This window comes from Glutamicibacter sp. NPDC127525 (assembly GCF_042672105.1).
Classification (GTDB): domain Bacteria; phylum Actinomycetota; class Actinomycetes; order Actinomycetales; family Micrococcaceae; genus Glutamicibacter.
Map to the genome: position 1 here is coordinate 647,993 of NZ_JBHXVN010000001.1, position 12,477 is coordinate 660,469.

The window sequence follows — 12,477 nt, forward strand, 5'->3', positions numbered from 1 at the left end:
ATGGATCTACTAATTAAATATATGCGGTCATAGCTCAGCTGGTAGAGCGCAACCTTGCCAAGGTTGAGGTCGCGAGTTCGAACCTCGTTGACCGCTCCAAATAATTGAATATAGTTTTGCGGTCATAGCTCAGCTGGTAGAGCGCAACCTTGCCAAGGTTGAGGTCGCGAGTTCGAACCTCGTTGACCGCTCCAAATAAAGATGGGAATCACTTTTCGTGATTCCCATCTTTGCTTTAACCATCGTTCCAGGCGGCCACCACTTCCCTGACTAGTAAATAGCTAACCTGTGTGCAATCTGACAGCCACCAGCAAAACACCTAGGCAACTGGGGAAATGTCCCTAATGCACTTCCATGCGTTGGCCTGAGCCTTTAGGGTGGGTAGTAGTTGTGGAGCTACAGGGGTTCCCACAGACGAATGGAGGTGCAGCATGGCAGGATTTGATGATCTGCGTGGCAAGGCAGAGGAATTCGCCAAGGAGAACCCGGAGCAGGTATCCCAGGGTATCGAACAGGCTGGTGATTTTGTCGATGACAAGACCGGCGGCAAGTTCGCCGAGCAGGTAGACGGTGTCCAGCAGGGCGCTGGCGACTACCTCAATGGCCTTGGCGGAGGCGAAGGCGAGAATAACGAGGCCTAATTCCTCGACGCACTCCCCTCGGCTTGCCCGAGCATCCTGGGAAGGTACCGACCGAGGTCGGTACCTTCCCTGCTTTAACGTCATATCAGGGGAATTAATTCATGCCGATTTTCGGCCAACCGGCGCCACCCTGTAGAAAAAGAGTATGACTCGTCACACGCCCCCAGATGGAGCTGGCCTTTTCCATTCCGTGCTTGCGGGATTGATCACCACCATGGTGGGGTTTGTAGCATCCTTCGCCGTCGTACTGGCCGGATTATTCCAGGTCGGAGCTTCTAGCGAACAGGCCGCCTCAGGCTTATTCGTCCTGTCCCTCTGCATAGGCCTGAGCACCATTGCGCTTTCGCTGCGATACCGCCAGCCGATCAGCATTGCATGGTCCACTCCCGGTGCCGCGATGCTCGCCTCACTGGCTCCCGGAGTGTTCGGGTTCAATCAGGCAGTGGGGGCATTCATCGTCAGCGGCGCACTGATCATGTTGACCGGTCTGGTACCGTCCTTGCACCGGCTGCTCACTCGTATTCCGGTCCCAATTGCCCAAGGCATGCTCGCCGGTGTCTTGATCCCGCTGTGCCTGAAACCATTTACAGCCGTGGCCAGCATCCCGTTGCCCGCGTTGGGTATCCTCCTGGTGTTCTTCGTCGGGCTCAGGATCCTTCCGAAATTCGCTGTAGCGCTGAGCATGCTGGCGGCGGTGGGGTTCGGCCTATGGCATATTGGACGCACCGCGACGTGGGATTCACTCGAAGTTCTTCCGCAGCTGCAGTGGGTCGGTCCTGAATTCTCCTGGCAGGCCATTGCCAGCATCAGCGTTCCGTTGTTCGTGGTGACGATGGCATCGCAGAATATTCCGGGCGTGGCCGTGCTCAGCTCCTTCGGGTACACAGCGCCGTGGCGCCCCACCATGCTGGCGACCGGAGTGGGGTCGGCTAGCGGCGCGTTCTTCGGCGGGCATGCCATCAACCTGGCGGCAATCACCGCGGCGCTGGCTGCCGGAGAGCAGGCCGGCCCGGACCCCCGGCTGCGCTGGCGGGCGGCGGCGAGTTCAGGCGTCTTCTACTTGGTCTTCGGTGCCTTGAGCGCGCTGATCGTATCGGTGGCCAGCGCCTCGCCCGAGGGGCTGTTCCAGGCGGCGGCGGGCTTGGCGTTGCTGGCAACACTCGCCAATGCGCTGCTCGGAGCGATGGCCGATTCCTCCTGGCGGTTGAGCGCATTGGCCACGGTCCTGGTCGCTGCCGGCAATCTCACGCTCTTCGGGATCGGCGGTGCCTTCTGGGCCTTGGTGGCAGGGCTCTTAACGCACTTCATCGTCGAGCGCAGGGCTCGACGATGAAGTGGCGGGACCGGTGTTTCCGGCTTAGAGCGCTGGTTCTCCAACTTGGCCTTCACGAGCCAAAGCGGTCAGGCGCGAGACGGCGCGGAAGTACTTTTTCTGGTAGCCGCCGGACATCATTTCCGGGGTGAACAGTTCGCTGAATGGCTTGCCTGAGGCAACGATTGGCACGTCCTTGTCGTACAGGCGGTCAGCAAGAACCACGAAACGCAGGGCGATGGCCTGATCGGTGATGGTATCCACGTTGTGCAGAACCAGCACATCAGTCTCGGAAAGCAACTGGCGGTAACGCGACGGGTGAACCTTCGAAAGGTGAGCCACCAGATCGTCGAAGTTGTCATCGGCCAAGGTCTTGTCCGGGTAGCGATCCAGGGCGAATGCCTCGATGCTCGCATCGTCCAAGGGCTCGGGGGCATCGGGCAGGCCACGGTGGCGGAAGTCTTCGCCTTCGACGCGGTGCACGTCGAACTGCTCTGACAGGGTCTTGATTTCACGCTGGAAATCCACTGCCGCGAAGCGCCCCTCGCCCAGCGCACCAGGCAGGGTGTTGGAGGTTGCCGCCAGCTTCACGCCAGCATCGGACAGCTCGCGCATCAACCGGGACATCAGCACGGTGTCCCCCGGATCATCCAGTTCGAACTCGTCGATGCAGACCAGCGAGTATTGGCTGAGCACTTCAACGGTCTGGCGGAAGGACAGCGCGCCAACCAGGTTGGTGTACTCAACGAAGGTGCCGAAGGCCTTGCGGCCCGGGGCTGCATGCCACAGGGAGGCGAGCAGGTGGGTCTTGCCCACGCCGAAGCCGCCATCGAGGTAGATGCCGTTCTTGGTTTCCTTCTTCTTGCCGAAAAGCTTGGAGAAGAACGAACCGGAGCTGTTCTTGCCCACGGTTTCTGCGAAAGCCTTGAGCTTATTGACGGCTTCGGTCTGCGAAGGCTGGTTAGGATCCGGGCGATAGGTATTGAAGGACACTTCACCAAAGCGGTAGGACGGGTGGAATCCGGCCAGCAGTTCTTCGATTGAAAGATTCGGCTTGGTCTCGCTCAGGTGGGTGATCGTCGCCATTGGCTGTGGGAGTCCTTCAGTTGATTGCTCAGGAAATGGTCGGGAAGCCGTGGCTTTCCCATCGGCCAGTTTACCTTGAACGCGGCGAATCATTGCCGAAAATGTCGTAGAGCACACTGGGTTCGCAATGGATGAGGACTAGGCTAGAAGTAATGCCCGTGCCCGCTGTTTCCAGCGTGGCAAAAACTGACACCCGCAAGGATCGTGATTAGGAATGTCGTTGCCCGTCGAATCCAACGAGAAATATGCTGCCTACGCTCACCCAGAACGACTGGTTTCCACCCAGTGGGTGGCAGACAACCTCGGAGCCGAGAATCTCGTAGTACTGGAATCGGATGAGGACATCTTGCTGTATTCCACTGGCCACGTGCCAGGCGCACTGAAGATTGACTGGCACACGGAGCTGAATGACGAAGTCACGCGCGACTACGTCGACGGCGAAGGCTTCGCACAACTGATGGCCGCCAAGGGCATCACCCGCGAGTCGACCGTGGTCATCTACGGGGACAAGTCCAACTGGTGGGCCGCCTACGCGCTGTGGGTCTTCACACTTTTCGGCCACGAAGATGTCCGCCTGATGGACGGCGGCCGCGACAAGTGGATCGCTGAAGGCCGCGAGCTGAGCACCGAGAAGCCGGCCGTGACCGCCACCGAATACCCGGTAATCGAGCGCGTCGACTCCGAGATCCGCGCTTTCCTTCCGGAGGTCCTGAAGCACCTGGGCAACCCGCTGATCGACGTGCGTTCGGCCGAGGAATACACCGGCGAACGTACCCACATGCCGAATTACCCGGAAGAAGGCGCCCTGCGCGGCGGGCACATCCCAACCGCCGCATCGGTGCCATGGGCCAAGGCTGCGGCCGAGGACGGCACCTTCCGCTCGCGCGGAGAATTGGAAGCCATCTACCTCGACGGCGCCGGCCTGAAGCCGGGCGACGATGTGGTGGCCTACTGCCGCATCGGTGAACGTTCGAGCCATACCTGGTTCGTGCTCAAGCACCTGCTGGGCTTCGAAACCGTGCGCAACTACGACGGTTCATGGACCGAGTGGGGCAACGCGGTTGGCGTGCCCATCGTTCGCGGCGAAGCCGCCGGCGAGATGCCTGCACAGCGCGGAGCCCGCGCATGAGCCAGCTCCCCGATGCACTGAACGAAATCGTCGAGGAGTTCACCGAGGTGCCCGAGGCCGACCGCTTGGAACTGCTGCTGGAGTACTCGCGCGAGCTGCCCGAGCTTCCAGCACGCCTGGCTGATCATCCTGAACTATTCGAGCAGGTTGTCGAATGCCAGTCGCCGCTGTTCCTGGCCGTCGAGGTCTCGGCCGAAGCGAATAACCCGGTGGGACTGTTCTTCTCCGCTCCCCCGGAGGCTCCAACCACCCGCGGCTTCGCCTCGGTGCTGGCTGCCGGCCTGGACGGCGCGGAGGCCGCAGCGATTCTCGCCGTTCCCGATGACATGCCCCAGCAGCTGGGTCTGACCCGTGCGCTGTCGCCGTTGCGCATGCGCGGCATGACCGCCATGCTCGGCCGCATTAAGCGCCAGATCTCAGAGCAGCTGCCTGCGTAGGTTTTGCATCGAGCGCAGCTAGAAGCCAATAAGCAGTAGTTAAGGATCCCCAAGCACGTGGGCAAGAAGAAGCAGGCCGCCTCCACCCCGGCGACCGCCGCGCTGGATGCGGCAGGTATCAACTATGTAGCGCACAGCTATGCGCATAGCGACTTGGCCGAAAGCTACGGCGCCGAAGCAGCCGAGCAATTGGGTGCCAGTGGCGACCGGGTCTTCAAGACCCTGATGGTCTCCACCGGGGCCAACGCCGCCCAGGATCTGGCCGTCGCAGTGGTGCCAGTGAATGCGAAGCTGGATCTGAAGGCGATTGGCACCGCGTTGGGCAAGAAGAAGGCGCAGATGGCTGACAGGGCTGCCGCCCAGCGACGCAGCGGCTATGTCCTGGGCGGGATTTCCCCGTTCGGGCAGCGCCAGAAAACCGCTACCGTCATTGACTCCAGTGCGCAGCAGTTCGAGACGGTATTCATTTCTGGCGGGCGCCGCGGTTTCAGCCTGGAGATCGCTCCGCGAGATGCCGCGAAGGCGACCGGAGCCATTTGGGCGCCGATCGCCTCCGGCTAGACAGCGATTGGCCAAAAAAGGGCCCTGCCTGCGGGATCGAGATCTGTTGATCGTTCTCGCGGGCAGGGCCCTTTGCCGCCTTGGGCTACTGGACTTGAGGCAGCGGCATGCGCTTGCTCAAGAAGTCGGTGATCGCCCGGGCAAAACCCTGTGGATCCACATTCGGCTCACGCGTGTGCCCTGCCTTGGCAAAGGTCTTGAGCGTGACCAAATCCGGGCGCAGCGCCGCCAGTTTCAAGCTCGGGCCATTAGGGACGAACTCGTCATCACGGCTGTGCATTATCAGCGTCGGGAATTTCAATTCGTCCGCGCGGTCCACCCAATTCAACCGGCGCAGATTGACCGGGGCCGCTTGGCCGGTGACCCAGCGCCCTGCCTTATTGGACAGCAGCCACTGGCCGAACAGGCCCACCGATTGCGGGATCTTATTGGCCCGGGCCTGGTGCGAAAGCACATCTACCCAATTGATTACCGGGCCGACCAGCATGAGCGAGTCAATATGGTGGGCCAGCTTGCTCCGATCGGCGGCCTGCAGGCTGATGGCACCTCCCATGGACCAGCCCAGCAAGATGATCTGCTTCGCTCCGCGGTCCAGTGCGAATTGGATACCCGATTCCACGTCATGCCATTCGGTATCGCCCAGACCGTAGCGGCCATCCGGGGCGCTCGGAGCCAAACCGTCATTGCGGTAGCTCATCAGCAAGGTCGTAACCCCGAGTTCGCTCAAGGCAGGCAGCGCCCGAATGGTCTCATTACGTCGGGCGCCTCGGCCGTGCACGCCAATCACCCAGACATCTTCGTTCGTGGAGCCACGCACCAGCCAGGCTGGACCGTCGCCGCCATCCAGGGGCACGACTACGTCTTCTGCGTCAAAGCCCAGGTCCGCGGGGTGCTCGTAAATTGCCCCGGATAGGTTGCCGCGGCGTACTCCCTGGAGGGTGCCGTGATAGATCTTCTCGATTTTGCGCGCCACCAGGCGGGATTTGCCCGGAACGGCTTCCGGCGCGGAAAGCCGCAGCGCGCAGGAGTCGAATTCGGTGAGGAAGCTGCACGGACCAGGTTCGCTGGTATCGGCGTCCTTGTTGAAATGCAACCAGAGTTTGCCCTCGGCATCGGTGACGACCTCCCGGATGATGCTGTTGCCGGTGCGGCGTTCTTCCGGGGTCACTACACGTCGGGCGAAGTAACCGGCGAGCGCTGATACGCTGGCGGCCACCAGGGAACCGGCGCCCAGTCCCAGCCCAACCCCAATCAGGGTTGCAGGCACTGCGCTGCGGGGTTGCATGGTATCTACGATGTTCCGAGCCATGTTTTCATCTTTCCATGACCTGGCCCGGGAATCATCTAGCCTGCTCAAGCGTTTTATATTGCATGAATGATGAATCGGTAAACCAATCAGCACAGCCAGCAGACAAAGCAGCCGCGCGCAGCGATGTGCAGTGGCAGCAGATCCTCTCTTCCGAGGAATTCCGCGTATTGCGCCAAGCAGGGACCGAGCGTCCATTTACCGGCGAATACTGGGATACCACTACCGAGGGCGTGTACTCCTGCCGAGCCTGCGGTTCGGAACTGTTCGCCAGCACTACGAAGTTCGATGCCGGTTGCGGCTGGCCTTCCTTCTTCGCGCCGTTGGCCGAAGATCGGGTGCGCTATATCAGCGACGAGTCCATGGGCATGAAGCGTGTTGAGGTGCGTTGCGCCAATTGCGATTCGCATATGGGACACGTTTTCGAGGGTGAAGGTTTCCAAACCCCAACCGATCTGCGTTACTGCATGAACTCTTTGAGCTTGACCCTGCGTCCTGCTCAGGGCTAATGCCTTTGTCGGTGGCAAGGCATGGATCACATTTAGAGCAAGAGTTGCTTATTCACTGATGACTTAGCATCATCTTTTCTGTTGTTTGAGCGTAGCGTTCAAGGTAAGCACTTGAGCGCTGCCCCAAACATGAAAAGAAGGTGTATGAAATGACTCAGATTTCCTCCAAGCCAGTACCGGCCACCGACGCAGAAGTACTGCAGATCGCAAACTCGGAAGCTTGGCTGACGCTGAAGTCTGCCGCCACCGAGTTCCAGGGCCTCCAGGCACAGGACGGTTCCTTGGCCGACAGCGCATCTGCACCACAGGCTGCCAAGCTCGTTGATTCCATCATCGAGTCGGTGCAGTCCTTGCGCGTGCACTTCGAGCACGACGCAGAGTATCTTGAACAGCTGGTCACGGACCTGCGCCAGTGGGCAGATGCAGGCTTCGGCGTTCCCGACTTCCTCGATTCGCTGATGCAGTTCCAGCCCCAGGCCCAGCGCATTGACGGCCTGCTGCATCTGGTGCTTTTCCCGATGTACACCCAAAACGGTTCAACCAACCGCCACCTCGAAGCCGTGCTGGTGCAGGTCATGTGGCCTGAGTTCATTGCCGATCTGGAGAGCAAGGACTACGCCAACGCCCTGTTCGTGCCGCTGCGCTTCATCGACTTCACCGAAGGCTACAACACCAATTCCGCGGTGCTCTTCCCGGAGTCGGTCGCCATTCGGCAGACTCCGTCATTCACTTGGGGCGCGATCTTCCAGGATCGTGAGGCTGTACGCTTCCGCAAGGTCCTGCAGGAAGCTACACGCATCACCAACCTCGAACTGCCCGATGACGCCGCAGAGCTGCTCAAGGACCAGCACCTGACCGAAGAAACCTTCATCATGTGGGACCTGATTCACGACCGCACCCACATGCGTGGCGATCTGCCATTCGACCCGTTCATGATCAAGCAGCGCATGCCGTTCTTCCTTTACTCGCTCGAAGAACTGCGTTGCGATTTGACCGCGTTCCGCGAATGCATGAAGATCGCCGCCAACCCGGCTTCGGATCAGAAGAGCGCCAAGATGGCCAAGCTGGTGCAATACGCGGTGATCTTCGACCGCATCTTCCGCTTCGCCATCACCGGTTCGCGCGTACGCAACTACGACGGTCTCGGTGGCCAGTTGCTGTTCGCATGGATGCACCAGCACCATGTGCTGCACTGGACCGACACCAAGCTGAGCATCGATTGGGATCAGGTACCCGAGGTGGTTGCAGCCTTGGGGGATGCGATCGACGAACTGTATTGGAAGTCCATCGACCGTCCGAAGCTGGCCCACTGGCTTGCTGCCTACGAACTGGTTTCGGCCACCGTCACCCCGAACCCCGCGTCGGTCTGGGCCAAGGGTCCGGATGCCCTGCCGCTGACCGCACCACTACGTGAAATCACCGACCAGGTCATGGACGATGAATTCCCGCTGTCGATGTTCTACGAAGCTCTGAATAAGAAAATGGCCACCGTCATCGAATCGACCAAGGGCATGACCGGGGCAACGAAAATCTAGCCTTTCCTCTAGGCTAGAAAATGTGAGCAAAGAAAGAATCTCCTTGAACGAGACATCCAGACTAGTGCTCCTTGCCGGTGCTACTTCCGCCTCCGGCATTGCCAGCGCCACCGCGCTGGTTGATGCCGGAGCGCGTGTGCTTGCAGTGGGAAGCAACCAAGAGCGCCTCGACGAACGCCTCCCGTTCGTTCATGCCCGCTATGAATGCGATCTGGGCGACTTCGCAGCGGTCAAGCAATTGGCGCTGCGGATTCATGAAGAGCACGGCAGCATCGATGCGCTGATCCATCTGGTAGGTGGCTGGCGTGGCGGTAAGTCGATCACCGGCCAAAGCGACGAGGACTGGGATTTCTTGCACAGCAGCGTGCTGACCACTCTGCGCAACACCTCCCGCGCCTTCGTCGATGATCTGGTCGCCTCCCCCGCAGGCCGCTTGGCGATAGTCAGTGCGGAGGCAGTGCTGAATCCGACCCCGTCCAATGCCAACTACGGTGCGGTCAAGGCCGCAGCGGAACACTGGGTCAATGCCATCGCCCGCCTGTTCGCCAAGCAGGCAGAAAATGCCGCCGCGGTGAGTTGGGTCGTCAAGGCATTGAGCGACAAGTCTCCCGAAGAAACGCCTTCCGGGCAGACCCCGGTGCAGTTTCTTGCCCAGGCCGCAGTGGCTTTGCTTGGCCAGGATGCCCGCGAGCTCAATGGCACCCGGGTTGCATTGCCCAAGGCCTGATTACTGGCCGCTGCACACCTCTGGGCGCTGCACTGGCATAGCTTTCGACTTCACCCCTTGAACTACTAAGGACCTCCACAGCATGACTTTTACCCACGACGCTTCGATTCGCGGATTCGCTTCGGATAACTATTCTGGCGTGCACCCGCGCATCATGGATGCGATTGCCCGCGCCAACGGCGGCCACCAGATCTCCTACGGTGAGGACCAGTACACCGAGGAACTAGGCAACGTCGCCCGCAATGCCTTTGGCCCGGAAGCCCAGATCTTCCCGGTTTTCAACGGCACCGGCGCCAATGTCATCGCCTTGCAGTCCTTGCTTCCACGCTGGGGCGCTGTCATCTGCGCATCTTCTGCACATATCAATGTGGATGAGAACGGTGCGCCGGAGCGCATCGGCGGCTTCAAGCTGCTGCAGGTTGACACTCCCGACGGCAAACTGACTCCAGAGCTGATCGACCAGGAAGCATGGGGCTGGGGCGACGAGCACCGCGCGCAGCCGCTGGCCGTGTCGATCACCCAGGCCACCGAGCTGGGCACCCTGTACACCCCTGGGGAAATCAAGGCCATCACCGACCACGCGCACAAGCTGGGCATGAAAGTGCATCTGGATGGCTCGCGCCTGTCCAACGCCGCGGCCTCCCTGGGCGTGCCGTTGCGCGCGCTGACCACTGACGTCGGCGTGGACATTGTTACCCTCGGCGGTACCAAGAACGGCATCCTGCTCGGTGAGGGCATTTTGACCCTGCGCAGCGAACTGGCCCAGGACCTGAAGTACCTGCGCAAGATGAACATGCAGCTGGGTTCGAAAATGCGCTTCATCTCCGCACAGCTGATCGAGCTCTACGGCACCGATCTGTGGCGCGAATTGGCAAGCCACTCCAACGCCATGGCCGCCAAGCTCTCGCAGGCAGTTGAGGAAATTGACGGAGTCCAGCTGGTCTACCCGACTCAGGCCAACGGCGTCTTCGCCCAGCTGCCTACCGAGGTCAGCGACCAGCTGCGCGAGCACTTCCGCTTCTACGACTGGGATCGCGCGGCCGGCCAAGTGCGCTGGATGTGCTCGTTCGACACCACCGAGGAAGATGTTGCAGCGTTCATTGCCAAGCTGCACGAGCTGCTCGGCGCCTACGCCGCCGCTTAGCATGAACCCGCGGTCGGCGCGCCGTACCCATGCTCGGGCACGGCGCGCTTAGACTCAAATTGTGACCAATGATCGCCCTGCTTCCGCCATTCCGAAGGCCTTTGCCACGGCCCTTGAAGAGTTGTCGCATGCCAAGGTGCGCAAGGAACTGAAATTCACCGAAATTCCGGCCCCTGGCAGGCTGGCGCCGTTCGCGCTGGCACTCAGCGGCGACGTGATGGATGTGGTTGCTCCCGGACACGGCCCCCAGGGCCAGGAGATTGGCCGCACCCCGTTCCTCCAACCATCCGAGCAGCTGGCCACCGGACGCTTCATCCTCCTCTTCGACCCCGCAGGCCAAGAACTGTGGAATGGCCAGTTCCGCATCGTCACCTACATTCGGGCCCGCCTGGATCATGAAATGGGCCAGGATTCCATGCTGGCTTCCGTCGCGTGGTCATGGCTCGAAGAAGCCCTGCGCGATCGCGACGCCGCATACCATTCCGCTGGCGGTACTGCGACTCGGGTAATTTCCGAATCCTTCGGCAATCTCGCCGGGGAACAAGACCATATCGATATCGAGCTGCGTGCTTCCTGGTCCCCGGACTCTGACCATCTGGGAACGCATCTGAGCGCGTGGGCCGATATGGTTTGCACTTTCGCCGGCCTGCCTCCCCTGCCCGAAGGCGTGCAGCAGCTGCCTCATCGCCGCCTGAGCTAGCGATTATCAATGCGATGGAGCCGAATAGTCCTAGAATGGAAGCACCATGCCGAATTCTGACTCTTCCGCTCCCGCATCATCCACCACTGCCAACGAGGCCGCCGCACCCGTTCTGACGCCACTAAGTGCGCCGCGCGACGGGATCCCCGAAGTCATCGACACCGCACCTGCCTTGCGCCGTGCAGTGCGCGCACTGGAAGCCGGCACCGGCGATCTGGCCGTGGATACCGAAAGAGCCAGCGGGTTCCGCTACGGCCAGCGCGCCTTCTTGCTGCAGATTCGCCGAGAAGGTGCGGGTACTTGGCTGATCGACCCGGAAACCCTGGACGATCTGTCCCCGTTGCGCGAGTTCGTCAACGAGCAGCCCTGGATCCTGCATGCGGCCACCCAGGATTTGCCGTGCCTGCACGAATTGGGCATGTCCCCTACCTCGCTGTTCGATACCGAGATGGCTGGCCGTCTTGCGGGATTCCCCCGCGTCTCGCTGGGTACCATGGTGGGCGAATTGCTCGAGCTGCAGTTGGCCAAAGAACATTCGGCAGTGGACTGGTCCACCCGCCCGTTGCCTGAATCGTGGCTGAACTACGCCGCACTGGATGTGGAAGTTCTCGAAGAGCTGCGCCAGGCCATCACCGCGGTGCTGGAAGAGCAGGGCAAGCTGGATTTCGCCTTCCAGGAATTCGAGTACGAACGCAATCTGCCTGACCCTTCCCCGGCACAGGTGCCGTGGCGCAAATTGTCCGGCATCCATAAGCTCAAGAGCCGACGCAATCTGGCGGTAGCTCGCGAACTGTGGCTTTCCCGCGAAGCCCTGGCGCAGAGCCGCGACGTTGCCCCGGGTCGGCTCATTCCCGACCGCGCCATCATGGCCGCCGTGGATCAGCGCGCCACCAGCGTTCCAGCGCTCTTGCAGATCCCCGGGTTCCACACGCGCAATGCCAAACGCGATGCCGCACGCTGGGTCGACGCGATCAAGCGCGGCAATAGCACCAGGGACCTGCCCGACCTGCGCGCCCCCAAGCCGGACTTGCCGCACCCCCGCTCATGGGCCGAAAAGAACCCGGCCGCGGCGAACCGGCTGGACGCGGCCAAGCTGGTCGTCAATGAGGTGAGCGAGCACTGGAATATTCCCGGCGAGAATCTCTTGACCCCGAAGTACCTGCGTGAATTGTGCTGGAATGCGCCGGCTCGCATCAGCGAGGCAAGCGTAGCGGACATGCTGGAAAATCTCGGTGCCCGCCAGTGGCAGCGTGGACTTCTTGCGGACAAGCTGGCCATCGCGTTGAAGCAGGCCTAGGCGGTTTCCAAGAAGGATTCACCGCGGGTTCCCGGATTTGCGAGGTGCTGCACTTGCACTTCAAGTTACTACTGAGTAACGTATGGTTCAGGT

Annotated in this window: 13 protein-coding genes and 2 tRNA genes; 13 read left to right on the forward strand and 2 right to left on the reverse strand. The window is 61.0% G+C overall.

What is annotated here, in order from left to right; genetic code table 11:
- The first annotated feature begins 23 nt into the window (after nucleotides 1-23).
- From ACFVHU_RS03025 to ACFVHU_RS03040, 4 genes are all read left to right on the forward strand, one after another.
- Nucleotides 24-99, forward strand: a tRNA-Gly gene (locus ACFVHU_RS03025).
- Between the two features lie 19 nt (nucleotides 100-118).
- Nucleotides 119-194, forward strand: a tRNA-Gly gene (locus ACFVHU_RS03030).
- Nucleotides 195-431: 237 nt separating this feature from the next.
- Nucleotides 432-641: an antitoxin gene (locus ACFVHU_RS03035; protein ID WP_133834248.1), complete on the forward strand. Its 210-nt coding sequence runs from the start codon at nucleotides 432-434 to the stop codon at nucleotides 639-641.
- A 145-nt stretch (nucleotides 642-786) separates the two neighbouring features.
- Nucleotides 787-1,974, forward strand: coding sequence for a benzoate/H(+) symporter BenE family transporter (locus ACFVHU_RS03040; protein WP_105661465.1), 1,188 nt, complete (start codon nucleotides 787-789; stop codon nucleotides 1,972-1,974).
- Nucleotides 1,975-1,998: 24 nt separating this feature from the next.
- Here the strand turns inward: ACFVHU_RS03040 and zapE are convergent, their stop codons facing one another.
- A complete protein-coding gene (zapE, locus tag ACFVHU_RS03045; RefSeq protein ID WP_388022377.1) occupies nucleotides 1,999-3,039 on the reverse strand; it encodes a cell division protein ZapE in 1,041 nt (346 codons plus the stop codon).
- Between the two features lie 214 nt (nucleotides 3,040-3,253).
- On the opposite strand from zapE, the gene ACFVHU_RS03050 reads away from it, so the two are divergent.
- Genes ACFVHU_RS03050 through ybaK form a run of 3 tightly spaced genes read left to right on the forward strand, consistent with a single transcriptional unit; the run spans nucleotide 3,254 to nucleotide 5,166 of the window.
- Nucleotides 3,254-4,168, forward strand: a complete 915-nt coding sequence (locus ACFVHU_RS03050; RefSeq protein ID WP_332594951.1) for a sulfurtransferase — start codon at nucleotides 3,254-3,256, stop codon at nucleotides 4,166-4,168.
- A complete protein-coding gene (locus tag ACFVHU_RS03055; RefSeq protein WP_105656729.1) occupies nucleotides 4,165-4,605 on the forward strand; it encodes a SufE family protein in 441 nt (146 codons plus the stop codon). The genes ACFVHU_RS03050 and ACFVHU_RS03055 overlap by 4 nt, the downstream gene beginning before the upstream one ends.
- A gap of 57 nt (nucleotides 4,606-4,662) precedes the next feature.
- Nucleotides 4,663-5,166 (forward strand): Cys-tRNA(Pro) deacylase, encoded by a 504-nt coding sequence (gene ybaK / locus ACFVHU_RS03060; RefSeq protein WP_332594950.1) that lies wholly within the window; start codon nucleotides 4,663-4,665, stop codon nucleotides 5,164-5,166.
- An 85-nt stretch (nucleotides 5,167-5,251) separates the two neighbouring features.
- Here ybaK and ACFVHU_RS03065 read toward each other — a convergent pair whose 3' ends face one another.
- The gene (locus ACFVHU_RS03065; protein WP_105656731.1) at nucleotides 5,252-6,475 is read right to left on the reverse strand and encodes a S9 family peptidase; all 1,224 of its coding nucleotides are present in this window, start codon (nucleotides 6,473-6,475) and stop codon (nucleotides 5,252-5,254) included.
- A gap of 62 nt (nucleotides 6,476-6,537) precedes the next feature.
- Here ACFVHU_RS03065 and msrB point away from each other — a divergent pair, with 62 nt between their 5' ends.
- The 6 genes from msrB (at nucleotide 6,538) to ACFVHU_RS03095 (ending at nucleotide 12,384) form a co-directional block, all read left to right on the forward strand.
- Entirely contained in the window at nucleotides 6,538-6,981 is a 444-nt protein-coding gene (msrB, locus tag ACFVHU_RS03070) for a peptide-methionine (R)-S-oxide reductase MsrB (protein WP_388022383.1), read from the forward strand.
- A gap of 149 nt (nucleotides 6,982-7,130) precedes the next feature.
- Nucleotides 7,131-8,516, forward strand: a complete 1,386-nt coding sequence (locus ACFVHU_RS03075) for a DUF6421 family protein (protein WP_332486054.1) — start codon at nucleotides 7,131-7,133, stop codon at nucleotides 8,514-8,516.
- A 22-nt stretch (nucleotides 8,517-8,538) separates the two neighbouring features.
- Nucleotides 8,539-9,243 (forward strand): SDR family oxidoreductase, encoded by a 705-nt coding sequence (locus ACFVHU_RS03080; RefSeq protein WP_332486052.1) that lies wholly within the window; start codon nucleotides 8,539-8,541, stop codon nucleotides 9,241-9,243.
- Nucleotides 9,244-9,325: 82 nt separating this feature from the next.
- Complete coding sequence (locus tag ACFVHU_RS03085) at nucleotides 9,326-10,387, forward strand: threonine aldolase family protein (RefSeq protein WP_388022387.1); 1,062 nt, start codon at nucleotides 9,326-9,328, stop codon at nucleotides 10,385-10,387.
- A 61-nt stretch (nucleotides 10,388-10,448) separates the two neighbouring features.
- Nucleotides 10,449-11,087, forward strand: a complete 639-nt coding sequence (locus tag ACFVHU_RS03090; protein WP_388022390.1) for a DUF3000 domain-containing protein — start codon at nucleotides 10,449-10,451, stop codon at nucleotides 11,085-11,087.
- A gap of 46 nt (nucleotides 11,088-11,133) precedes the next feature.
- Nucleotides 11,134-12,384, forward strand: coding sequence for an HRDC domain-containing protein (locus tag ACFVHU_RS03095; RefSeq protein WP_332486048.1), 1,251 nt, complete (start codon nucleotides 11,134-11,136; stop codon nucleotides 12,382-12,384).
- Nucleotides 12,385-12,477 lie beyond the last annotated feature (93 nt).

What these genes read in the sequence shown, in the direction of transcription:
- ACFVHU_RS03050 (WP_332594951.1), top strand. Translation starts at nt 3,254, where the DNA reads ATGTCGTTGCCCGTCGAATCCAACGAGAAATATGCTGCCTACGCTCAC.
- ACFVHU_RS03035 (WP_133834248.1), top strand. Translation starts at nt 432, where the DNA reads ATGGCAGGATTTGATGATCTGCGTGGCAAGGCAGAGGAATTCGCCAAG.
- zapE (WP_388022377.1), bottom strand. Translation starts at nt 3,039, where the DNA reads ATGGCGACGATCACCCACCTGAGCGAGACCAAGCCGAATCTTTCAATC.
- ACFVHU_RS03065 (WP_105656731.1), bottom strand. Translation starts at nt 6,475, where the DNA reads ATGGCTCGGAACATCGTAGATACCATGCAACCCCGCAGCGCAGTGCCT.
- ACFVHU_RS03040 (WP_105661465.1), top strand. Translation starts at nt 787, where the DNA reads ATGACTCGTCACACGCCCCCAGATGGAGCTGGCCTTTTCCATTCCGTG.
- ACFVHU_RS03055 (WP_105656729.1), top strand. Translation starts at nt 4,165, where the DNA reads ATGAGCCAGCTCCCCGATGCACTGAACGAAATCGTCGAGGAGTTCACC.
- ACFVHU_RS03085 (WP_388022387.1), top strand. Translation starts at nt 9,326, where the DNA reads ATGACTTTTACCCACGACGCTTCGATTCGCGGATTCGCTTCGGATAAC.
- msrB (WP_388022383.1), top strand. Translation starts at nt 6,538, where the DNA reads ATGAATGATGAATCGGTAAACCAATCAGCACAGCCAGCAGACAAAGCA.
- ACFVHU_RS03095 (WP_332486048.1), top strand. Translation starts at nt 11,134, where the DNA reads ATGCCGAATTCTGACTCTTCCGCTCCCGCATCATCCACCACTGCCAAC.
- ACFVHU_RS03075 (WP_332486054.1), top strand. Translation starts at nt 7,131, where the DNA reads ATGACTCAGATTTCCTCCAAGCCAGTACCGGCCACCGACGCAGAAGTA.